General features: G+C 41.5%; 20 protein-coding genes. All 20 read right to left on the reverse strand.

All coding sequences use genetic code 11. The annotated features are described in order from the left end of the window. Window positions 1-2 precede the first annotated feature (2 nt). The gene (locus tag V6984_RS18590) at window positions 3-1,109 is read right to left on the reverse strand and encodes a glycosyltransferase (protein ID WP_342757090.1); all 1,107 of its coding nucleotides are present in this window, start codon (window positions 1,107-1,109) and stop codon (window positions 3-5) included. 1 nt (window position 1,110) lies between these two features. Next, the gene (locus V6984_RS18595; RefSeq protein ID WP_342757091.1) at window positions 1,111-2,175 is read right to left on the reverse strand and encodes a glycosyltransferase; all 1,065 of its coding nucleotides are present in this window, start codon (window positions 2,173-2,175) and stop codon (window positions 1,111-1,113) included. Between the two features lie 5 nt (window positions 2,176-2,180). Further along, window positions 2,181-3,920: an ABC transporter ATP-binding protein gene (locus tag V6984_RS18600; protein WP_342757092.1), complete on the reverse strand. Its 1,740-nt coding sequence runs from the start codon at window positions 3,918-3,920 to the stop codon at window positions 2,181-2,183. A gap of 86 nt (window positions 3,921-4,006) precedes the next feature. Next, a complete protein-coding gene (locus V6984_RS18605) occupies window positions 4,007-5,404 on the reverse strand; it encodes a hypothetical protein (protein WP_342757093.1) in 1,398 nt (465 codons plus the stop codon). A 25-nt stretch (window positions 5,405-5,429) separates the two neighbouring features. Continuing rightward, window positions 5,430-6,434 carry a radical SAM protein gene (locus V6984_RS18610; protein WP_342757094.1) on the reverse strand — a complete coding sequence of 335 codons (1,005 nt, stop codon included), beginning with the start codon at window positions 6,432-6,434 and terminating at the stop codon, window positions 5,430-5,432. 8 nt (window positions 6,435-6,442) lie between these two features. Next, the gene (locus V6984_RS18615; protein WP_342757095.1) at window positions 6,443-7,660 is read right to left on the reverse strand and encodes a glycosyltransferase; all 1,218 of its coding nucleotides are present in this window, start codon (window positions 7,658-7,660) and stop codon (window positions 6,443-6,445) included. Then, window positions 7,661-8,794, reverse strand: a complete 1,134-nt coding sequence (locus V6984_RS18620) for a glycosyltransferase family 4 protein (protein ID WP_342757096.1) — start codon at window positions 8,792-8,794, stop codon at window positions 7,661-7,663. Window positions 8,795-8,815: 21 nt separating this feature from the next. Continuing rightward, window positions 8,816-9,721 carry an alpha-1,2-fucosyltransferase gene (locus V6984_RS18625; RefSeq protein ID WP_342757097.1) on the reverse strand — a complete coding sequence of 302 codons (906 nt, stop codon included), beginning with the start codon at window positions 9,719-9,721 and terminating at the stop codon, window positions 8,816-8,818. 30 nt (window positions 9,722-9,751) lie between these two features. Further along, entirely contained in the window at window positions 9,752-10,819 is a 1,068-nt protein-coding gene (locus V6984_RS18630) for a glycoside hydrolase family 88 protein (RefSeq protein WP_342757098.1), read from the reverse strand. Between the two features lie 21 nt (window positions 10,820-10,840). Then, window positions 10,841-11,821 carry a glycosyltransferase gene (locus tag V6984_RS18635; RefSeq protein ID WP_342757099.1) on the reverse strand — a complete coding sequence of 327 codons (981 nt, stop codon included), beginning with the start codon at window positions 11,819-11,821 and terminating at the stop codon, window positions 10,841-10,843. 4 nt (window positions 11,822-11,825) lie between these two features. Further along, window positions 11,826-12,983: a glycosyltransferase family 4 protein gene (locus V6984_RS18640; RefSeq protein WP_342757100.1), complete on the reverse strand. Its 1,158-nt coding sequence runs from the start codon at window positions 12,981-12,983 to the stop codon at window positions 11,826-11,828. Next, the gene (locus tag V6984_RS18645) at window positions 12,980-14,134 is read right to left on the reverse strand and encodes a glycosyltransferase family 1 protein (RefSeq protein ID WP_342757101.1); all 1,155 of its coding nucleotides are present in this window, start codon (window positions 14,132-14,134) and stop codon (window positions 12,980-12,982) included. Before V6984_RS18645 ends, V6984_RS18640 begins: the two co-directional genes overlap by 4 nt. Continuing rightward, a complete protein-coding gene (locus V6984_RS18650) occupies window positions 14,134-15,546 on the reverse strand; it encodes a sugar transferase (RefSeq protein ID WP_342757102.1) in 1,413 nt (470 codons plus the stop codon). The genes V6984_RS18645 and V6984_RS18650 overlap by 1 nt, the downstream gene beginning before the upstream one ends. Before the next feature lie 18 nt (window positions 15,547-15,564). Continuing rightward, entirely contained in the window at window positions 15,565-16,812 is a 1,248-nt protein-coding gene (locus V6984_RS18655; protein ID WP_342757103.1) for a hypothetical protein, read from the reverse strand. Between the two features lie 17 nt (window positions 16,813-16,829). Then, window positions 16,830-19,163, reverse strand: a complete 2,334-nt coding sequence (locus tag V6984_RS18660) for a DUF6056 family protein (RefSeq protein WP_342757104.1) — start codon at window positions 19,161-19,163, stop codon at window positions 16,830-16,832. A gap of 42 nt (window positions 19,164-19,205) precedes the next feature. Next, a complete protein-coding gene (locus V6984_RS18665; protein ID WP_342757105.1) occupies window positions 19,206-20,228 on the reverse strand; it encodes a glycosyl transferase in 1,023 nt (340 codons plus the stop codon). A gap of 18 nt (window positions 20,229-20,246) precedes the next feature. After that, window positions 20,247-21,083, reverse strand: coding sequence for a DUF3431 domain-containing protein (locus V6984_RS18670; protein ID WP_342757106.1), 837 nt, complete (start codon window positions 21,081-21,083; stop codon window positions 20,247-20,249). Then, window positions 21,083-21,970, reverse strand: a complete 888-nt coding sequence (locus V6984_RS18675; protein WP_342757107.1) for a glycosyl transferase GT17 family protein — start codon at window positions 21,968-21,970, stop codon at window positions 21,083-21,085. Before V6984_RS18675 ends, V6984_RS18670 begins: the two co-directional genes overlap by 1 nt. 82 nt (window positions 21,971-22,052) lie before the next feature. Next, entirely contained in the window at window positions 22,053-22,805 is a 753-nt protein-coding gene (locus V6984_RS18680) for a DUF5672 family protein (RefSeq protein WP_342757108.1), read from the reverse strand. After that, window positions 22,759-24,501: an ABC transporter ATP-binding protein gene (locus V6984_RS18685; protein WP_342757109.1), complete on the reverse strand. Its 1,743-nt coding sequence runs from the start codon at window positions 24,499-24,501 to the stop codon at window positions 22,759-22,761. The genes V6984_RS18680 and V6984_RS18685 overlap by 47 nt, the downstream gene beginning before the upstream one ends. Window positions 24,502-24,505 lie beyond the last annotated feature (4 nt).

Consider the following 24,505-nt stretch of genomic DNA (forward strand, 5'->3'; position numbering starts at 1 on the left):
TTTCATTGGGTTAGCGTTCTCAAAACCTCAACAAACTGGCTGGCACAATACTCGGCCGTCAGCTTTTCTCTATAAAGCAGACAATTCCGTACAAATCGCTCATTTTCTTCGCATATATAGTTTAAGGCATCCTTATTCCAATGGTCATCCACAATTCCCAGCTTTTCTTTTTCAATATAGGCCGCATTAAAAGGTACCGACGTTGTTATAACCGGAGTCCCCGCCGCAATGCTCTCCGCTATGGAAACCATATTATTATCCTTTTCAGTATATACGAGCAGCGCCTTCGCATCTGCTACAATAGGAGCCATTTGCTCATGGTTCATCCATCCATGAAAAATCACAGAATCTTTTATTCCCAATTTTTCAGCCTGTTTTTTTAATTGCTGTTCCAACTCACCCTGGCCTATAATATCCAACATATATTCTTTCTTTTCTCCGCTTTGATCAAGATATTCGGAAAATGCCTCAATTACTCTATCTATTCTTTTACGGCCGATTAACTGCGATACTACTACAAAACGTTTCTCTTTATCTTTTTTAGTTTTCATAGTGCTTATGTCAACGCCATGATCTATTGTAATATCCGATACATTATTACAATATTGCCCAATAAAAGCCTTTGCCCTTTCAGAACGCGGAATTATTAATATTTTCCTTAAAAAGAGCCCAGCCACCACGTTATACCATACTTTTGACGGAATATAATGCAGCATCCTGTTATGAGCTCCCAATTCATGCCATATAACAGTCTTATCAGGCAGGTTTTTCGCTGCGGTGAGCGAACATAACGAAAATACTTCACTGGAAATAATTCCGTCTATCTCTTTTTTGTTTTTCTTTATATAAGCGCTAAGCTGGGGCAGGTACGGCAAGCACCGAGGCTTGCATATATTTTTCCACACGCTGTCCAGCCATACGACCTCAAAGGGATAATCCTCCTCGCTTTGGGGTTTATAGTCGGATGCAGCAATAAGTATCGGCTCATGTCCATTCTTAATGAACCCTAAACACATAGAATAAATCATCGTATCCTTAATAGAATCTACGGTGGGAATCTTTTCCGTCTCCGACGTATATAAGATAGGGTTTATAATTAAGATGCGCATATTAATTTCCTTCCCTGCCAAGTGCCATGGAATCCAGCAGTTTATCCGCAATCTTCCCTATGGAAAATTGTTCTCGCAGCTTGGCGGCATTTTTTGAAATAGATAGTGCGAATTGTTCATCTGAGGCAATTTTTTTCATCGACACACATAAGGCTCTTTTGTCATCTACAGGAATCATGATTCCATTTTCACCGTCCCTAATGCACATTCTCGTACCGCCTACCGGACAGTCAGTGGCAATTACCGGTATTCCCATAGCAAGAGCTTCTATCATAGAGTTAGAAATCCCTTCGTATCTGGAGGGGAGCACATATATCATACTATCTCTTATTTTCTCTCGTGCATTTGCACAAAATCCATTAAAATGCACTTTTTCTTCCATTTCCAAGGTTTGCACCAGTTTTTTCAAGTCATTTTCCAAAGAGCCTCTTCCATACAACTCCAACGTATATTCCGGGAATTCTTTCTGGAATTCATAAAACGCCTCTATCAATAGCCGGTGATTCTTTTGTTCCTCCAACCTCCCGACCGCCGTTATTTTTTTCACTCTTTTCCCCTCAAACACGGGTGGCAGGTCAGGGTCTATGGGATTGGGAATAACTACCGCTTTCTTTTGGATAATCTCGTCAAAACATTGAAGTACGTCCTTCGTCTGCAGGATGACTCTGTCCGCTCTCCGATAAAAAAAATCTCGCAGCCACTTATGATCATATTCCTCAGGATTGTTTCTCTCCGACACGAGCATAGGATGTCTGCTTCCCGCCGTCGATATATATGAAAATACTGCTCCCATTACGCTAAAGGCAAAGATGACGCAGTCCCTATTTTGACGGTAATATTTCCGCATTGCTTTTATTCTTTTCAAACGCACTCCAATACTTCCGTTGGAAGGCCCGCCAATCTTCACTATCTCTACTCGTCTATCCAGTTCATATTCCACTTTATCCCCTGCGAATATTAAAATGGCGGTGTCAATTCCTCTTTGTACATATTCGTTCGCTAAAATCGAAACAATTCTTTCTGTTCCACCGCCAATCATATTAGGGACCACAAATACTATTTTCATTTTTCTTACCCGAACACTTCCTCCTTCGCCTTAGGCAGTACTCTACCTCCGGCAACCTCATAAATTTCATCTACATTTTTAATCGTTGTAAGCCTATGAGCAATAATAATCATCGTCTTCATTCCCTGAAGGTTCTCTATCGCTTCCATTACCGCCGCCTCTGTCTCATTATCAAGAGCGGAAGTAGCCTCATCGAGCACAAGAATCTCAGGATTATGATAAAGAGCTCTTGCAATTCCGATTCTCTGCCTCTGTCCACCGGAAAGTCTTACTCCCCTGTCTCCGACAAAAGTATCCAGTCCCTCTGTCAGATTTTCCACAAAATCATATAATTGAGCCTTTTTAAGCGCCTCAATAACGGCCTTATCCGAAATTTCTTCTGACGGTACTCCAAAGGCAATGTTATTCCGTATGGTATCATCCGATAAATATATTACCTGCGGTATATATCCGAGCTCATGGTGCCAAGTGTTTGGGTTCTTATGAATATCCAATCCGTCCGCCAGCACTTGACCTTCCTGCGGCTGCAGCAAGCCAAGGATAATATCTACCATAGTAGTTTTTCCGGCTCCTGATGAACCGATAAAAGCTACCGTCTTCCCTTTCGGAATCACAAAATTAGCTTTATCTATTACCAGCTCCTCGGCATCGGGATAATGATAGCTGACATCCTTTACAATTATCTCTTTCTCAAAGTTCCACTCCTCACGCTCTCCATGCGCTTCTTCAGAGCTTCCTTCTATTTCCTTTAAATCGCGATAAATCAAATCAAAAGAAGGCAGAGAGTACAAAATATCTGCCACATGTGAATTTATTTTCCCAACAGAAGGAAGCAGCTTAAAAGCCGCAACCGCAAACACTGCAATCTGTGGAATATATACGGTAATATCGCTGTATCCAAAAAACATCTTAACGAGTATCGCTACTAAAAGGCCTGTCATACAGGAGGCTTCTACAAAATGTCTGGGTAATTCGGCTATCAAACGATTTATTCTTAGTCCATAAACATACTTCTCAAAATAGCCTGAATAAGCAGATACAAAGTAATCTTCTCTATTTAAAATTTTGACTTCTTTAATTCCCCCTAAGGACTGGTTCATCCATTGATATAATTTCCCTTTGTATTTCTGACCCTTCCTTCCAAGCTTCTTCGAATATCGTTTCGATAAGGCTGTAAATGCACCTAAGCAAAGTAAAAGCATAATGAGCACAAGAGCGGCAATCGACTTGCTGACTACGAACAAATAGATTCCCAATACCGCGCAGACAGTTACCTCCATAATAAGCTCCAAGATATGAATAATGCCCTTTGCAAACAAATCCGTATCTTCTTGTATGCTTCTTTGCAATTCCGCCACATTTTTATTGAGATGAAAAGTATATGGCTTTTTCATATAAGACTTTAACAAATTGACGGACAGCTTCATCTGTGTGCTATAGCAAAACCGATAAATCACATTTTTTTCTATCGCCAGGAAAGCATTTTTAAATATATAAATAAATATGATTACACCGGTCAGCCCTGCCAGAAAATATTGCTCAGTGCTAAAATGAAATAAATCATAGAAGTAATATAAATAATCATTTTCTTTTATTACGGAAGGATTCGTTAGTATTTCAGTAAAAGGCATAAAAATCGTAACGCCCATAAGCTCGAGCAGGCTGCCCATTATAACCATAAATAAGATAAGGACTATCTTTACTTTTTCTTTTCTGCTAAAAATGTATCTTAATTGATTAATCATATTTTCTCCACATTTATCTTCCTAATTGTAAATCTGCAAAACAACTTTTATTATATCTAATTCATACCTCAATTACAATTATTTATTCAATTTCCATATAAGGACAAAACGATGAGCGGCACTAAGATAAGTGCCCGTACCCATAAGATAAATTTCGTTCCCAGTTTCAGTTCTTCACTGTGAGGGGCCTTAAATCCAGGATGATTTATTAGGATGAGCAGTATAAATGCCGCAATATATACGGCGGAAATCCCATATACATACGGTTGAAAGGTGGGTTGCCCCAGCCCGTTCCTTACATTGGATAAAGCCGCATTACCGAAGTCCGTCATCCTGTCTCTTACGAACTGGAAAATATACCAGCTGGAAAAAAATCTTTCATTTCTTACAAAAAATACGATAATTGCACATGCACTGGCGATTACTTCAATCAACAAATTTAGCTGAAGCTTCTCCTTGTTATACAGAAAAAGAATAAATATAAATGGAGCAATATAAATCATCCTATAGGTCTTGGGCATTGTCAGCATTAAAAAAAGAAGAAACGACACTGATGCCGCGTACACGATCCAAATACTTTTTTCTTCATCGTACCGCTTCATATACATGTAAAAATAAAATAAAACGATTGCCACAACAAAAAGAGGAATCTTCTGCCCTATTCCTCCATCTATGGATACGGACAACAGCGCATCCATCTGTCCGCCCGTCGGCCCTCCGCTCATCGACTCCTTATACATTGGTGCATTTAAATATATGAGGTTGAAAATTAACGTAACGCTTCCGCCTCCGAGTACATAAGCGCATATTTTCCATACGTTCTTTTCTATCAGCAAAATAATCGCTATGTAAGCAAACAAAACATACGGCTTTGCCGCTATACTCAAAGCTGCAAAAATTATAAACCATGCTCTTTTCTTACGTAAAAGATGATAAACCGCAATGGTTAAAAGGCATAAGGATACAACGTCCGTTTGTCCCGCAAAAAATATGCTTGTCAAAACAAAAGGTGAGGAAAATACCAAATATGCCGCCATCCGGCTCTCTTTTATATCACCAGTAAAATACATGGTGATTTTATATAAGTAATACAGCATAACGCCTTCTACCAAAACTACAAATATTTTGGAATACAGAAGTGCCCACGCATGTCCCACCGCGACCACACCGAACCACCTTTGCATTATCCAGATAGGTATGTTCCAAATAGCCCATGGTATCAATGCCAAATAGCCGGATCCCATATATGCGGAGTCTACATTATAAATATTTTCGGCACAATAAGCGTAATATTCATATGGTCTCCCTTCATAAATCACATCCAAAAGATTGAGCGACCAGACTGTTAAAGATTTTAAGTCGATATATCCATAAATAAAAAATATACTTCCTGCAACGATTACCGATGCACCCATTAGAATCATCAAGTAATTTTTTGCATACCATTCATAAATACTGCTGCCTAACTTCTTTATACCCGCCATCCTTACCTGACCCTTTCAAACATATTCATTTCCCGATGAATTTATTTTCCTTCAAACTATACTTGCTGCCTTTAAAAAGCTTGTGCTTTATTACCCACCAACCGGGTACCCAAATATATTTGTGCATGGCAGGAGATGCGCTTCCTATCATCCAACAGTTTCTTTCACAATTTTTTGCACATACCCTCACTTCGTCTGCTTGCTTGGAATTCCATAGTTCCTCCCATGACTGCTCCCTGAGGTTTCCCATGACTGCCTTCTTTTCCATGCCATTGCAGGGCAGTACATCACAAAAAGGATCTATAAAAAATGCATTTTTTGACATATCGCAAGGAAGCAATCTTTTATTTCCATAAATATAATTGATCAGCCCATGATTGAAATAGGCCCGGAACCATTTCTTAGGAGACTTGCTTTTCAGAAGCTCATTGATTAGATTCTCAAAATTCTGCGCCACCTTCAATTTATCGTCAATTTTGTTGTCAGTCTTTCTGAAATAAAAAGAATTATGCAAAGTAGCCGTAGCAAATTCCATTCCAAGCTCATTCGAAATATCATAAAGCGGTACCAGATCCGCACAATTCATATCCTGTACCGTCATTCCGAAGCCCACGTCAGGATGCTTCATTTTTACCAAAGTTTTTAACGTATTATAGCCCCTGTTAAAACCGTCCGGTATCCCTCTGATTTTATCGTTGGTTTCCTGAAGTCCTTCTATGCTTATTCGTATCCCTACCTTTGGGAATTCTTTACATAAAGCAATAATTCTGTCAGTAAAATATCCATTGGTAGAAATAACGATTCTGTCGGATTTTTTATAAAGCTCCCTTACGATCTCAGGTATATCCTGCCTGATAAAGGGCTCCCCTCCGGTAATATTGGTAAATGCCATTTCGGGAAGCTTTTTGATATCCTCCAGCGTAATTTCTTCACTGGGTTTCGTCGGATCCTTAAAGCAATCGCACATATTGCAGCGCGCATTGCATCTATATGTTACAATTACAGTTCCGTATAAAGTTCTTCTCGCCATCTTACTCCTCATTTCTCTTTTAGGCAGTATATTTCCACCAATTTCCTGCAATATTCCTGCGTTGTATCGAATACAATACTCCTGCAATTTTCCGCATATTCCCTGCAAGCCATCCTATCGTCCCATAGTTTCTTAATTCCGGCCCTCAAAGCTTCTTCATTCCCGCTTTCGAACAGTTCGCCGGTGACATTCTTTCTTATTAGCTCAGGCGTTCCACCGATATCAGCACCTAACACCGGAGTTCCATACATTTGCGATTCCATAACCGAAAAAGGACAATTCTCATACCACTCGGAGGGAAAAACAATGAATCGCGCCTCTCTTATCACTTGCTCTAATTCTCTTCCCGAAAGGAATCCTCTGTTTTCAACATTTTCTACTTCATTCACTTTTTCTTCCAGCGGACCGTTTCCGGCAAATATAAACGGGATCTCTTTCAGTTTTTTGCAAACCTCAAGAAGCGTATTAATTCCCTTTTCTTCCGCATAACGCCCGAAATACAATACATAGTCCTTCTTTACATCATTATTTATATCTGCTTCTTCTTTTTCTATAAAGTTATGCAGGGTAATCGTTTTTTCTTTTAATATCGGATTATTAGACAGGACCCGGTTCATAAATTCGCTGGGGCACACGACCATATCAACATATCGGTAGGTCTTTAACTTACTGTACAAAACACCTTCAACAGCGCCTAAAATACTCTTAACCTTGGAGTTATGGATACATCTGTATTTTGTGCAGTTTCCAAAGCTTCCTTTCACACACCGCATGCACAGTTCTCCGCTTTCAGGAATGCGCAGCATATGATTCGGACATACCCACTGATAGTCGTGAGCGGTGTATATAAGGGCTGTTTTCTTCTTATTCTTCTTATCAAAAGCACGTATTTCATAAATAATAGAAGGGGTCAATTGAAAATTAAAATTGTTCAAGTGAACGATGTTAGGTTCAAAATCATTTAAAACCCTTCGGAGTTTCCTTCTCGCTTCAGCAGAATATATAATCTTAAACGGATATAAGAGTTTCTGAAGCTTTCCAGTATGAAAGTCCATATTAGACGTATAGCTTTCAGCCCGGTTTCCAACAATGCGGCCTTCATGCTCCATTCCAAAATATTGCACCTCGTGTCCCATCCGGGTTAGTTCTTCACCCAGCTTAAAGATATAGGTCTCCGAACCTCCATTAGGATATAAAAACTTATTTACCATCAAAATTCTCAACATTTATCTCCTATATAGCTTTTCTGTCTCCTTCAAGACCTCTTCCCAATTATACTTTCTACAGATGAAATCTGAAGCCTCTTCCTTATACTTTTCAACAATTTCTTTGTTGTCCAGCAGGTAACACAATTTTTTCTTAAGGTCTGCTATGCTGCTTTTTTCGAAGGTAATGCCGTTTTTGCCTACCACTTCTACGTTCTCTTTAATGTCACTCACCACGCAGCAATTACCATAGCTCATCGCTTCTAACAGGCTGATAGCCATTCCCTCAATATCGCTGGGAAGAACAAATAAATAGGCGTTTGAATAAAGTTCTTCTAAAGTTTCTCCCTGCACAAAATCCGTAAATATAACTCGTTTATCCTTCTCCGCCATTTTCTTTACTTTCTCAATATACTCGAAGGAATGGCTGCTTCCGCCTGCCACTACAAGTTTTTTTTCAGTTTTTATTCTGGAAAAAGCTTCCAGAAGGTAATGCAGCCCTTTTTCCGGAACCAGTCTGGCAAGAAATAGGATATAACTATCTTTTTCAAGGCCATATTTCTGTTTTATAATATTTGCTTCTTTTATTTCAGGCTTTTCAATTCCGTTTGGAATATAATTAGTGTCTCTCCCATAAGTTTCTTTAAAATAACTTTGGACATTCCCTGATAATACAATGATTTCATCTGCATATCTGACCGCCATCTTTTCTCCAAATTTCAGCACGTAAGAAGCAAAATTTCCCCATTTTGCCCTTTGCCAATCGAGTCCATGAATCGTAGCCACAATACGTATCCCGAATAGCTTGGGAATCCATAACATGGCACATGGCCCCTCCGCATGGTAATGTATAACATCATATTTTCCGAACAAGGCACGCAATGTAGCAAGAAAGGAATATACGATAGCATTTAATTTTCCATTTTTAAAGGTGGGAACTATAATAATCCTGATATTTTCATAATATTTCCCTTTTTTCCCTTTTCTTTGAAACTCTTTACCGGAAACATGATATCCCGAGCGGTTGTAAGCATCCACTTCATACCCTTTTTTTACAAGACGGGTAGACAGCTCATTTACAACAATTTCCACTCCGCCTTCTCTGGATGGTATTCTTTTCTGCCCAATCATGGCTATTCTAAATCTCTTACCCATTTATTTTTCCTTTCAGGTTCTTTACAAAACATCTCCTTTATTATCGATAAGAACCCACTTTTTCCACAATTCATGCATCTGCTTTTCTTCCAGCCTCTGCGAATTCTTGTGAACAGACGGCCTGATTATTATCTTTTGAGAATTGCTATTCAGTCTGGCACCCCAGAAGCTGAAGGTTGAGTTCGCACATATATTATGCTTGCACTTGCTCATCAGCCATATATCATAAAAGCTGTCTTTTCCTTTGTTCCAATATACAACGGTATATTCGTCCGATATATATTTTCCCCTCACATATTCCTCATCATCCGTAAATACATAAAAATGAGCCTCCGGATATATTTGCTTTATGTGATTTATGGCGCCCGTATAATATTCTTCCGTACAAATATTTCCGAACATTTCCAAATTCTTAGCGTCCAGATAATCTCCTCTTCTTACATGGATGCTGACAGATTCCTCATTTTGCATTTTTACTGCCGTATTTTCGTTCGCCAGATTTCCACTTGGTGGAAAATGAAATTTTCCCCGAAGCAAGTCAAAGATTTCCTCATAATATTTTTCACAAGCCCAATAGCCGCACAAATACATATCCCTAAGCTCGAAAATCTCCGGATGGTACATAGCTGTCTCATAAAAGATTTTCTTTGTTCCCGGCAATAATTTTCCTTTAATCTTTCCCAACAGGCCTTCCGTTCCTATTAGCGACTGTATCTCCTCTGCCGTACATACTTCGTATTCTATTCCTTCGAAATAATTAAGCTCCAGTTCTCGCTTGGCATACACTCCATTCTGGCGTTCTTCCCGCGTAAACCACGAAATATCCAACTTTGCTTCTATGCCGAGGCTTAAGAACTTCTGATATAGGGCATATTGCTGCATCTGGTTTCCCAGACCGCCCGCAATCTGTATAATAATCATATCCATTTATGTCCTTCCAAATATTTTATGGCATATTCACTCTTTCTGCAAGAGCACGTCCAGACCAGGCCCTAACGACCACGGGTATGCCCCATAGATTTGGGGATACTCAGAGAAACCCTTGCACTCTCCGGAGCAGGCGAATATCTTGCCGTCTTTCTCACATCCGGCAAGGAATTCAGCTGAAGCCCTTACTTTTTTCCCGTATGCGTTCTCACTTCCATTGATAATTCCTGTTTGTATTCCCTTTAATATTGCCGAAGTTATCATAGCTGTCGCCGAACTGTCCTGCGGCCCTTCCTGCGCTTCCAGCTGCCATGCAAAAGCCCCGTTTGCTTTCTGATAATAGTATGCGCTGTCTGCTATTCGCTGAAACACTTCCTTCAGGCTGATATAATCAAGATGCTCTTTCGGTAAGAAATGAAGGCTGCCTGCTATTCCCATAAGCAGCCACCCTACAGCACGGCCCCAGCCAATAATACCATATTTTACCTTACTTTCATACATATATCCGTGATAAGGAAGAAAGCTGTCTTCGTCCATACCGTATTCCAGCATATTTTTTATTTGTTTTATGCAAAGCAATATTGCTTTGTCGTCTCCAAATGTTACCCCATATTCGCATAAAAAAGGGCACATCATTCCTATTCCGTCCACATAGATATGATTATTTTTTTGTGAAGGACGATATGGAAGGCTTCCCTTTTCATCTGCATCCTCATCCGCAATTTTATACAAATAGGCTGCTATCTTATCCGCACCAGCCCTGTATTTTTCCGCTCCGGTAAGTTTGTATAACGCAAGAAGTGCTGTGCCGCACAGTGCATCATCGATACAATATATAGGCTCCGCATTTTTAATCCAGAAGTCAAAATAGGCTTCGAGCGCAGATAGAACCTCATCTTTGTTCTCCCATCGCTCATAATTCTCCATCAGCGCATTGGCAATAAGCCCCGTCGGCCATGAAATATAATCCTTAGGAGAGACATAGCGGCCCGCCGCTTTCTTCAGCAAATCTTTTACCTTCTGTTTACCTGTCTTCTCATGATAATGCAGCATTACATATATTGCTTCTGCCTGCAGCCGCTTCATTCTCTCTGTCATATACATTCCTCTTCGTAACTATTACTCCCTGGTTTTAAACAAATGATACGCATTTAGATATAACCTTGGAAATTGACCAAAAACAGTCGTTTTTACTTTATAACCAAGCGAAAGCTCTTTATAAGCAGCCTTTTCCTCCCTGCATTTCTTCATTTCTTTTGTGCAGGCTTTTATACAGTCAGTATATGCTCTTCTTTCCTTGGCAGAAAGTACCGACAGCTTCCCAACCACCAGCATAATGGAAATCATTAAAATCGAAACCGCCTTGGGCCTCATCTCAGGAAAATTCCCGATCCGCTCCACCGCTCTTTTCCAACAGGTAATCTGGTCCATATAACTTTCCTTAAACTTGCGCTTCATGGCACCGGACTCATTTACAAAATATCCGTAGCCCTCATAAGAGCTGCGGCAGATTTTCGTACCTTCCTCCATAAGTTCCAATAAGAAGAGCATGTCCTCCCCGATAGTAAGCCCCGTTTCAAAACGTTTGCCGTCAACAATCCGGGTAGTGTATACTTTTGCCCAACATCTCGTATCCCCGGAGAGAATTCCTTCTTCTATAAAATCCTTTCCGTTAAGAACCTCTTTATTGGCATTTTCTTTCGGCAGGATCTGCTTCTCCTGTTCATCTAAAAAGGTGTGGAAGTTACACCCGGCAATATCACTGCCTGTCTCTTCCAGAATGTTTATCAAATAATCTAATGTGTCCGTCTCTAAATAATCGTCCACATCCACAAAGGAAATATAATAGCCCTTCGCTTCGTCAATTCCTCTGTTTCGTGCCGCTGATACACCGGTATTTTCAACGTGAATCGTCTTTATTTTATCATACTTTTCTGAGAATGTGTCGCAAGTCTGACCACTTCTATCCGTAGATCCGTCGTCAATGATAATGATTTCTACATTCTCATAGGTCTGAGCCAGCAAGCTGTTAATACACCGCTCCACGTATTCTTCCCCGTTATACACCGGTACTATGATGCTTACTTTTTTATCTGCCATCTGACTACTGCCTCCAATAAACACTCAATAGTTCATATACTTTTTTATTGACCATCTTATAATCGTAAGCCTTGGAATTGACATAAGCATTCCTCGAATAGCTTTCATAATTATCCGAGATTCTCCTTATGGCTTCTTGTATGCTTTCCGCCGTAGCGTCCGTCTCTTCTGAGTCCTGCCCAAAGGAAAGCACCTGACCGATACCACCAACATTCGTACTGACAACCGGCAGGGCGTGACTGATAGCTTCCAGTATCGTCATAGGAATCCCTTCAAAGGCCGAATTCATCACGAGTATATCCGCCTCTTCCATATACTCCTTTACCTTTTTCGGGGAGACTGCCCCCGTAAAGCGTACGTTTTCGCTCTCATAAGGTATCAGGCGGTTATATTCCTCGCCGTTTCCTACGATGGTTAGATGCAAGCCTTCCATACCAGACAAACCTTCTTTTCCTGCAACGGCATGAATAATAGGCTCCACTCCCTTATCTTTGGAAAGGCGCCCTACAAACAGTATCTCACTTACCCTGCCGGCCTTAAGTTTATGAATACCCTCCTCGATCTGCGGACATACGATGGAGTTTACCACCTCCACCAAATTCCCGTTATAAGGTGCATAATCCCTCAAGCTGTCCTTATCCAGCAGAAATATCATATCGGCATTTTTTAGTATCCATTTCAAATATGCCACAAACCCTTTTTTTATAAGTACATTCTTCTGGAAAAATCGAAAGCCCCGTTCCATATTAAAATAACTGCCATGAGAAAAGATAACACATTGGAATCCTATGGAAAGAAGCTTCACAATACCATAAGCTTCCGGCGCATGAATATAATTACAATCATTTCGAGTAATTTTCAATATCTTTTTATATTTTAACAATCCTTTTGCATATTGTAAGCGCAGTGATTTTGATGTATTAGCCAAATCCCTCTCTGCTGCGGCTACCGGCAGAAAATCTATCTTCCTTCCATATAATTCCAGTTTCCTTGTCTTTCCAATTTCAGAAGGATTTAAGGTAACACCTATCAGCAAAATATCATTTATCCTCTCCGGATGCTCTTCACATAAAAAGCGCAGGAAGCTTCCGATACTTGTCAGCTGGCCGCCGATAGGAAAATCTACAAAATTAGAGTTATCATATATAAGTAATCTGCTCACTGAAACAATTCCTTCCAATATAAATCTGTTCTGGTTTTCCATGAAAATCTCTCAATGTTTTCATAGCCCTTTCCTATTAGCCCTTCCCGCTTCTTTTTATCCGTAAGAATCTCGTTTAAAGCCTCTGCCACGGCCACTGCGTCGTCAGGATTCACAAGAATTCCCGCTTCGCCTACGACTTCAGGAAGGGAGCTTCTATTAGAGCATACCACGGGAATACCCAGCTGCATTGATTCTAAAGGAGGGAATCCGAATCCCTCTGCATAGGAGAGAAATAAATATACCTTTCCCCCTGCCGCTATACTGCACATTTCATTGAAATTTTCAAAAAACTTATAGCATCTAACCTGAGCCTTCACCTCTTTTTTCATCTCAGTATACGGCGAAGTATCAGCAATTCCGATCACTACCAGATCAAGAGGCTCCGCTGCCCGTTCTTTGGCCTTCTCATAGTAAACCTCGTATGCTCTTAGAATTCCGGCCGCATTTTTATGCGGAAGCCCTGATGTCATAGCGATGATATATTCCCGTTTCTCATTTTCCCTTTTTTCACTGTGTATATCCAGTGATGTGTACGAAACATCATTCAATCCAGGATGGATTACCGTCATCTTATTCTCACATCCCGGCACCTTATTCAATATTTCTTCCCTAGAATATTCAGATATCGTTATAATCCGATCCGCTTGTTTGATAGAAGCTTTTAACCGATTCATGATATAGGCGTTTTCCAACTTGTTAAATATATCCGGATAATGTTTATCATAATAAAAAGGAATCAAATCATTAATAATAACGGTGTCCCTTATCTTCCTCTTCATACCAGAAGCCAGTTTCTTCGCGATTCGCAAGGGTGCGAACCCTCTCGGAAACAATACTCTGTCCGCCTGATACTTCTTCGCATACCAAGGTACAAGAAAAAGCTCCCATAGGATGCAGTATATTTTATTCAACGGATTTCCCTTCATCTCCACGAAGGTAACACCCGGCACATCAAAATCCTTTTTGTTATAGGAATTTCCGAGAACAATGATGGTATCTTTCTGTGCCCGCACTCCCAAATGTCCGGTAATGCTCTTTGCCAGATTGTAAATACCGATACTTTTCCCCGCTCCCTTCACGAGCTTAAAGCAATCAATCACCAGATTCATTATTTCGCTCCTTTTCCGAATATAACAACGCCAATCGTCTGAAGCAATATCTTGACATCCAGCTTCAGCGACCAGTTATCAATGTAGGTCAGGTCGTATTTGACCACATCATCGAAGTCTTCGATCTCGCTTCTTCCGCTCACCTGCCACATGCCGGTAAGTCCCGGCGTCATACTGATGCGGCGGCGGTAATACTGATTATATTTCTCGAATTCATCCTGTGTGGGCGGTCTTGTCCCCACCAGGCTCATATCGCCTTTAAAAACATTATAAAACTGCGGAAGCTCGTCTATGCTCGTCTTTCGAAGAAATGCGCCCACTTTCGTAATACGGGGATCATTCTCTATCTTAAACATGAGCCCCTGCATCTCGTTCTGCTCCTCCAGTTCCTTTTTCCGTTCCTCCGCATCCATATACATGGATCGGAATTTATATATTTTGAACCTTCTTCCGTTACGTCCAATCCTGACCTGGGAGAAAAATACCGGTCCCTTGGAATTCAGCTTAATGGCAGCGGCCACAAAAGGAAGGAACACAAACATAATGAGCATTCCAACAAAACCCCCGATAATATCCATCCAGCGCTTTATAAGCATTCTCTTATAACTGCTCTGAAAACGCGTATAAGTAATGACCGTATAATTTCCGAAGCTGTCCACTTTGCTTTGGTTGGCGTCCATGCCGGGCAGCTCCAGATTATAATGACAGTTCACTCCCATATCGCTGAAGCTGCGTATCACATGCTCCAGTTTGTTCTGAGAAATATCCGGCAAGCTTAAAAACACCTCGTCTAATGCCATCTGCGTCGATACCTCGATCAAGTCTTCCTTTTCTGCCACCACCGGGATTCCCCTTATTTCCTTTCCTATCATATTCTCGTCCATACAAACAAGAGCAACTACCTGATAGTAAATATCCAGTTCCTTCTCCAGTCTGTTAAGCGTAGTGTCGATCAGATCCTTCTGCGTTACCACCATGACCTTCACAGAATTCTGTTCTGAAGAATAATATGTGTGCAGAAATTTTTTGATTGCCATATGGACTGCAAGGCACAAGAAGAAATTCAATATAAAGAAATATCCCAATACCAGTCGGGAGAATACGTCTGCCCATTTGACCAGCACCATAAGAAATGTAACTACCAGAATCATGATGGCGTTATACTTCAGTACGGCATAGGCCTCCTTCCACAGGCTCCTTTTCAAAAAGTTTCTGTTCCAGTCGATAAAGAAGTTATAGACGGTTCCAAAGAGCAGCAAACATAAACATACAAGAAAATGTACGCTTTGATCTCCCATATCCTTGAAATTGCCGAAACGAATATAAGTTGCGGCCACAAAAGAAATCACGATACATATCAAGTCCGCAAACCATAATCCGTATACTTCCATAATCTTGTTCTTCTGCTTCATCCTTATGCCCGTACCCTTTCAAAGCTTGACCGAATTCCTGCGAGGCAGCTTCCATAAATTCCATATATGAGCTTCCTTCTCATCTTCTAAGCAAAGCATTTCGCTCATGTACATACCCATCAAAAACAGTATATAATTTCTGCCGATATAAACAGATACTAAGTGCGCCTCTACCACCGTGTATATGGCAAAAACAACTATCATTACCAGTCCCATCACGTCCCTTTTCCTATATAATTGCCAGATGAGAAGTACTTGTAAAACGATATAAACGATAGCCGGTATTATTCCGTACCAATAGAACAGCCTGACAAAGCCCATATCAAAATAATAATCGTTTTCCGGCACCGAGAATAGCGACCACGTAGCAGTCGTTCCTTCCTGATTTACTGAGCCATAGTATAAGTCGATAATTCTTCCGTTCAGGTGGCTTTCGACCTCCGCTACCCATGGATTCGCGAACCAGTAATTCGTGGGCTGGGCCACCCTGCTGTCCGCCACCATGACAGAAAACAGAACGCAGAATAAAAATACGGCAACTCCGGCAGCATATACCCACGGCTGTGCTCTTAGACTCTTCCAATATCTGACAACGACGGCTCCCGCTATCACGCATATACTCATCAGCATGCCCGTATTAGAATCGGTAAGAGCGAACAAGCCGTAATTAAGCAAAAAAAGGATAATATAATAATACCACTTCATCCTGTCATTATACAAATACAATCCTAATGAAAGCAACATGAGGAACATACAGTGAAGAGCGTTGGGATGTCCGATTCCCAGACAATACCTGGTCTGGACGTATCCTCTTCCAAAATCCGCCACCAGCGCCACTCCGCCATATATCCCGCTTACAGATAGCAATACGAGAATCATGCATCCCGACAAGGTCGTATAAAATACAAGCTTTAATATTCTTCTCATATCCACATTTTTACAAGCCGCAATAAATACGATGATGCGTAGTATCTCATTTCGTCCTGTTATTTTGTATGATACCAAACCCAAAAGCCCGAAGGCAATCAGCCAGGTCCACTCTTTTTTCGTATATTTCGTAAGGAGCACCTTTACCGCCGCAAGCAGGAACGTAACGCGGAACAACTGACCCTCTATTGGATTGATATAATTGCTTTTATCGATAATTACAATTACAATTTCCAGGATTACACTTAGATATAAGAATAAAAGCCCAATATCTTTTAGCTTAGAATTACCTACCCCTTGTGAAATTTTTAATATTAAACGATTTTCATCCCTATTCACGTCTGCCTCTTTTCTGCTTATTTATGCATTTCAACCCATTCCTCTTTCGGTACCGATACCACACTGTCTTTTCCATAGAAGTCTTTTGTCACCGTATTCGTCCACGCCTCCGGATTGCTTGTTATCGGCATATGCATGAGCGGTCCCTGATTATCATTAATGTCCTGTACGATTGCATCTTTTATACTATCATCGAGAAGTATTGTCTTTTGTTCCTTCATCTGGCGTTTAAAATCAGCTGCCTGACCGCTAGACATATACTCAATGCAGGAAAATGTGGTAGTTTCCCATAAGGTATCTTTAAAACCAACAGCCCAAAGCACCATCGTTACCGCCATGGAGATAATAATCTTATTTTTATTAATCAATCTTATATCACGGTTTTCCCGCCAATATACCAGCCAGCCTTCGATATAGAACATGATACTAAATATCATAAGTATAAATACATAATAATTCATATTATATACGCCGCCCGACACCTCCACACCCGCATATATCTGCGGAGCGAACATTGCGCAATACACACAATAGCTAAAAAATACGAATACCGCGGGATACGGATATTTCTTTCTTACACTTAAGGCTGTAAGCATATGCCATATGAATAAAGCAGCAGCAGCAAAAATCAATATAAGCAATGGATGCTTCACAAAATATTCGCCAATCTCTACAGTTCCCTGAATAAAGCATTCCAAAATAGTCCTGAAGGCCAGACCTATACTGAAGCCGAAGTCCTCCCCGCCTCTGTTCTTATTACCCGGCGATTTCATGCTTATTACCAGTCCAACCATTTCCATTACCAAAGCAAGAATGAAAGCCGCCGTTCTTTTCATCTGCTTACTTCTATAATAGAACAATAAAGACAGGCTCATCACAATAGGCGCCAAAAGTGCCGCCTGATAGTTCATTCCTCCTAACAGAATCATACAAAGCAGCATACCTATGTATGCCATAATTCTTCCCTCATTCATAAACCTCAGAAAAAAATTGATTCCAAGCAACGCCGCGCCATAGGGGATCACATAATGAGCAGCACCGTTATACCAGAAAATTCCCGATTTGGTACTTGGCAAAAACTGAATCATGGCTGTTACTAGCAGTACCATTATGATTACATACGAATGCCTGCTGCCTCCCGCCAACTTCACCAGCAGATAATACGACAATATCCCCGTTGCCGCACAAAAGATTCCAGTCATCAAAAAAGGTACAATAACATAAGCGTTAGGCGAAAAAACTTCCGGTTGGAATGCGAATAAAAATATGGAAGTCCATGTTCCCTGCCACCCCGCATAATAATTCTCCACCGTTTGACATGCTGCTTTTATAACAGCGGTTAAGGAGTGCGTATTCAGCCATGCCGCATGAGTCAGTTTCCCATAACTTAAATCGTCTCCGGTTGCCTGATTGATGCCGGAGAGCATAAAAACAGGAAGCATACTTATGGCAAAAAGTATAAGAAAGAAAAAAGCCCAGAATCTTTCATTCAGCATATGTGTCATCTTCCATTTTACCTTGCTGATGAGCTTATCCGCCAGCGCACGTTTATATTCCTTTTCAGAAATCCCATATTCTTCAGCATCTTTATAGTTCTTTCCAGCTTGCATCAGAATGTCTGTCAGCTTGCTCTTGTATTCCATTTTCTCTTTTAAATCATACTTCTTGAAAATATATCCGTATTCATAAGCATTCAGTTCAAGATCATCTCTGCACTGCTCCGTAAGCTGTCCACCGCCTATGCCTATAGTAATAAGCGACTGCTCCGTATATGCGAATCGAGGATTGTTCTTAAGAATCCCCATATAATATTCCATGTCCACAAGCCATTTTAAGTTCTCATCATATTTAGGAAATGCATCTCCTTTTCGTCTCACTATGACAGCGCTGGGAGCTCCAATCGTATTGCCCAGATATAGATTGCGGTAATCCGATTTTATGAGCTGAGCATCCTTTTTGCTGATACATCTAGCAAAAGAATTACATTCCTGCGCCTGAACGGTACCGGAAAATGCCATGTCGGCTTCCGGATGGTCCTCTAACATGCTGACCAAGGCCTGAAGACTGTTTTCATCGGTGAACCAATCATCATGATGCATGATTTTCACGTATTCACCGCTGGATTTCTCCACCGCCTCATTCCAATTTGCCGTGGAACCGAGTCTTTTTTCATTCTTAAAATACCGGATGTATTTCTTTTCCTCAGCCAATCTCGCTATCACATCATCCGTAGAATCATCGGTAATGATCACTTCGTAATCCTTATATGTTTGTATTTCAATTGACTTAAGCAGCCGCCTCAACGACAGAACATTATTATATGCCGGAATACAAATTGATACCTTTACCATCACATCATGCACCTCACTTTCGTTCCTGCTCCACCGATTCTCTTACCTTTTCCTCAAGTGATCAAAACCCAGTAATCGTCCCACTTTTCCTGCTGCCTTATCCGTATAATACATAAACCGGTCTTCTGCAGTCTTTATCTTAATCGACATTTGTCCGTAACTTACATTCCTCCGGCTTCCCTTTCCTTCTTTGTACTCCTCCAGCTCTTCCACGCACTCCCGCGCCGTAAACAGCCTTCCTTTCTTATCCTGATACATAAAGTCTTCATAAATATTCTGCTCGGAGGCCCAATATCCGTCGGACACATTGTGTCTTGCCCAATATTTGGGAGCTATGATTTTTACAGCCGTCTCGCTGGTAAAAGCAGGAAAAAAAGCAAAGGTGGAATTGGACAAGATCAAATACTTAGCATTTTTAATCGTCACATAGTCCTTCGCCAGTTCAAAATGACAGGCCGGTATGTCCGGCAAAAGCCTTTTTGCGGTTTCCACATCGTCCGTTACTATCATAAATTCCATATCGCTTCGAAGGCTTCTCATATATTTCATGGCGTCCAGCCAATATTTTCTTCTTAAAAAAAGAACGCGGTTACCCGCATATTCCCCGCCTCGCACATTCATTATGCACAGGTTGTCTCTGCAGAATTCGTAGGAATCGAATTCCGCCTTTACCTTCAGCCATTCTTTTATCTCTTCCTTATGGCGGATAAAATACCGCTCGGCCTGCAAGTTTCCGTAGATAAGTGTGTTATCACCGATCCGATACAGATTTTCATCTGCTCCTGCTACATAACACCCGTTTGCCATATCATGGACGCAGCTTTTCAGATACAGCCTCTCCTCTGCTTCCCGGTAAATATGGAAATCACTCACATCCAAGATAGGACTGCCCAAATCCATATCCATGAAATACATGCCTTTTTTACTATGAATGTTAACAGCGAGCTGTTCCTGTCCGGCTGTGCCGAAATCACAGCCGAGGTCCTTCGCGATGCACCGAGCCGATACATAGCAGAACAATTGATTGCCGAGCCCCTGCCCTTTCAAAAACTCCGTTCCGATCATAATTCTTAACCACGCCTTTTACTGGAATAAGCGTCGAAACCGCTTGAATCGTTTCCTGTTCCACTCATCCTTTTTCTTTATTATTTCCATACGCTCCATTAATTTATTATCGAAGGCCGCTTCATCATTTATCCACTCGTTTTCCTCATATGTCGCTTCGAAAATTGCCGGAAGCATTCTCTCTATCATATGCGCCTCCGAAGGGAAGTTAGGATTCAGCCCATAATTCATAATCTTGTTCAGATTATGGTAAAAAACAGGACTATGCTTCGTTATCTGCTCCCGCCTCACAATATAGCAGGCCCCGGGCGAAAACAGACAATACCTGGGAATCACCGGGTCCTTATAGATAAAAGTCAGCAAATCATCGAAATTATCAAAATATCTGTGAGGATGCTCAGGAGAATCCACATACCACGAAGTATTCTCTTCTATATACTGGCTTTCCGAGACAAGGCTGGATATGCTGCTTACCATAGCTTTCTCTGCCTCGGAGTCCGGCTTTGAGAATTTCGCTCTGCTGTCCTTATCCTCGTAGAGATACGTGAAGTACTTATTGTCATATACCTTGTCGAAATAATACCTAGAGCAGTGCCGCCCTAACATATTTCCCTTGCAAATACAAATCACTTCAGGCAACTCCGCAAAATGCTCCGCAAAATAGTCGAAATAGGTCGTAATATTATGACCGGTATTTTCTATGTGCACATAACGAAGCCCCCGCTCATTAAGCTCATCCGTCACCGCATTTTCCGTAGAGGCATCCACGATAAGATAGTCTTCACAATATTCGAGAAGCTCCGTTGGCACCGTATTATAATTATGAATGAGAAAAAAATTATCCGTTCGTTTCATCACGAGAACCATTCCTTTACAACATCAAACCACTTAGGTTCCTTATAGAGCAAATAGCGGTATTTATCTATATTTTCCCTCAAATACGCAGGAAAAGTCTCATCAACTTTCACTTGAACCATCTGGGCTTCTCTGCCGAAAATATCTTCATGGTTTTTAATATTTTTTCTTACCTTTGACAAAGTGGAGCGGTTATTATATTCCTGATGGGCCGCACTTTTGATCTTATATTTTACCCGTTCCTCCACGGACTGGTTCTTGCCTCCGCCCATGTAGCTGAAATGCCAGCCTCCGTCAGGTACCCTTACTCCAATCGTCTTCTGCTCTTTATTACGCAGTTCCTCCGTCGTATAGTGCTCCAACATGCTATAGCGGCACACCTTGGTGCCAAGCCACATGGGCTTTTCCACACCGTCAAAGTCACCAGTCACCGAAAGCAGTCTGCCCGATACCTCTTCCATATCCAAATAGCAATAAAAGAGCCGCTGGGCCAGCATATAGATTTTCCCGTCTTCCACCTTCGGAATGAGTGTCTTAAGCGTCTCAGGATTCGGAATCTCGTCTACATCGCTGAATATCACAATATCCTCCGGCTTACATCCCGAAAGACCTCTGGCTACGGCACATTTCTGGTGATGATCTCTCGTGAAGGCATCGCAGTCCATAGGAGTGTCATCTACTACATTATGAATGATTTTGTGCTCGAATTCCTTGAACATTTCTTTATTTTCTGCATAGAATAACGGCTTTTCGTCACCGGAAAACGTCACTGTAGATTCGCTGATCACGAACTTGTCCACCACATCGTTTAAGATATGCATCCTAAGCAGCAAAATATCTAATTCATTAAAAAACTGAAAGCTGTCATAAACCATTCCAATAACCATGCCTTTCTCATAACCTGCAAGCTTTGGGCCATATGTGCGGGCACATATTAGGTACAATATTTGCAAGCAAAACAAATTTTATTTAAAACCTGGGATACTGCGCATTCGTTCCCGCCCACTTGTGGAATACAAAGGGACGGATACCTTCTACTTCCGGTATCATGGATTCATGCCCGAAATATTTTGCCACCTCAAGGGGAGCATACTTCATGCCCGCAGCCTCGAACAAATGCCTGTTCTTACAGCAGATGAAGCCGTCCTCATTAAAAAACCCATGGTCCGCCTCAAAAGGAATCCCCGCCTTCTCAGGAAATTCTAAGAGCCGCTTGCTTCGAATGGACACACTGTTTCCCACCCTGCATATATTTCCATGAGCATCCCTATAAGAAAAATCATCCCCCGGAAGCGGAAAAGGCGAACCGATGTAATCGTAGTCCAAGAATTCATCCCGCCACATATCCGGATTCACCACAAATCCGTCATAATGAACGAGCAGCATGAAATCCGTATGGATATATTCATGTATCTTATAGATCATATCGTAATTGAAATGATCGATGGTCTTTAATTTATCAATATGCTTATATGTGATTTCCTTTGGCAAAAAAAGGGGCTTTCTATGAGTGATTAGCACCACCTCGCCGAAATCGATATCTTTCATGCTGTATTTAATCGCTTTGATCGTCTCTTTCACGTTGACGCTGGTCAGCGCCGCTAACGTTACGTTAGGAAGCTGCAATCTGCCGTTTTTATATTCGCTCATCTCGTATCGATCGTCCTTTCCTAAATCAACGTTCTCTTTTAAAAATCTGATTTTCCACCCGGTAAACTGCATCGCATTTTTCAATAGTTGTCAGTCTGTGGGCAATAATAACAAGTGTTTTTTTACCATGAAGCCTTTCGATTGCTTCCATGATCGCCTGCTCCGTATCGTTATCCAAAGCCGAGGTCGCTTCATCGAAAATCATGATGTCGGGCTCCGTATACAGCGCTCTTGCAATACCCAGACGCTGTCTCTGACCGCCGGAAATGCGCACGCCTCTCTCTCCAATACTCGTATCCAGCCCCTCTGGAAGTCCACGCACGAATTCATCCATCTGTGCTTCCTTTAAGGCATACCATACCTGTTCATCATCGATATCCTCTTCGTCTACACCGTATGCCACATTATTTCTGATCGTGTCGTCCAGCATGAATATCATCTGGGGCACATAGCCTATTTTCGCATACCAGCCGGGAAGATTCGACTTAATATCCACCCCATCCACCGTCACCTTACCCTTCTGCGGATGCAAAAGTCCCAGCAGTATATCTACCGTAGTGGATTTTCCTGCACCGGAAGGTCCGATAAAGCCCACAGATTTTCCGAGCGGAATAGAAACGCTGGCATTCTCCAAAATATTAAGCTCCGTATTGGGATAACAATACGTAATACCTTCCAGGTTTACCTCTTTGATAAAGCCCATAGGCACGATTTCTTCCTTTTTAAGGAATAGAACATCCGTATTCACATCCCTTTCATGGCTGCGGATGATGATATCCTCCACCGCGCCTAAAGAGGGCTCGTAGTAAGCGATATTATTAATATAAGTAGAAAGCTTATTGGCGCTTGGCATAAGCTTGATCGCAACAGCCGCAAGCATACCAACCTGCTTGATCATCTCTCCGATGTTATTGCCCACAGCGAGGAACGCCGCCACGATTCCGAGGATTCCGCACATGCAGACCGTTTCTATCACAAGGCGCGGAATGTTCTGCATGGAATTCTGCCTTTTTTGAATCGTATTCAGCCTGCCTGCGCTCTTTTCGTACTGTTCCACGAAATACCGCTCTTTGTTCAGCACCTTCGTTTCCTTCATGCCGTTTACCGCCTGCATGATCCACTTTGTGGTAAGGGCGCTGTTGGTCTGTACCTCGTGCCCGAACCGTCTGAGGATGGGACCGAGGACCTTTTTATTCAGCATCAGAATGATTCCCAGAACGCCGCAGATGATAAGCGTCATCAAAGGACTTACCGCCACTGCCAGTATGAGAAGAGCCACGAAGATAAATAATTCCGTAAACATCTGAAGGAAGGTAAGGAGCAGATTATAGGAGCCGTTCACATCACTCATAATATGCCTCATCACCACAGGCGTGCTGGCATCCAGAAAGAATTCGTAAGGACGCCTTACATAATCCTTGAACAGATTTCTGGAGGTATTATACTGTCCGTTATAGATAAAACGGTACTGCGCATAATACATGAAAAATAAATATACGCTCTTCACCACATACACGATGATGAGTACGATCGCCAGCATGATCAGGAAACCGCTGGCATCGGTCAGGTGGAAGAAATCGTAGAAATATCTTAAATATTCGTTCTCGGATATGCTTGCCGGGTCCATCGCCACCGTGATAAAGGGAAGGAGCAGAGAGGTTCCCACCGTCTCCAGCGCCGCACCGATCAACATCATAATCAACAGAAGACCAAGCAGTTTCTTTTGTCTTTTGGTTAAAATTTTCGATACTCTCTTCAATAAATTCATAGAA

Source organism: Kineothrix sp. IPX-CK (assembly GCF_039134705.1).
GTDB lineage: Bacteria > Bacillota > Clostridia > Lachnospirales > Lachnospiraceae > Kineothrix > Kineothrix sedimenti.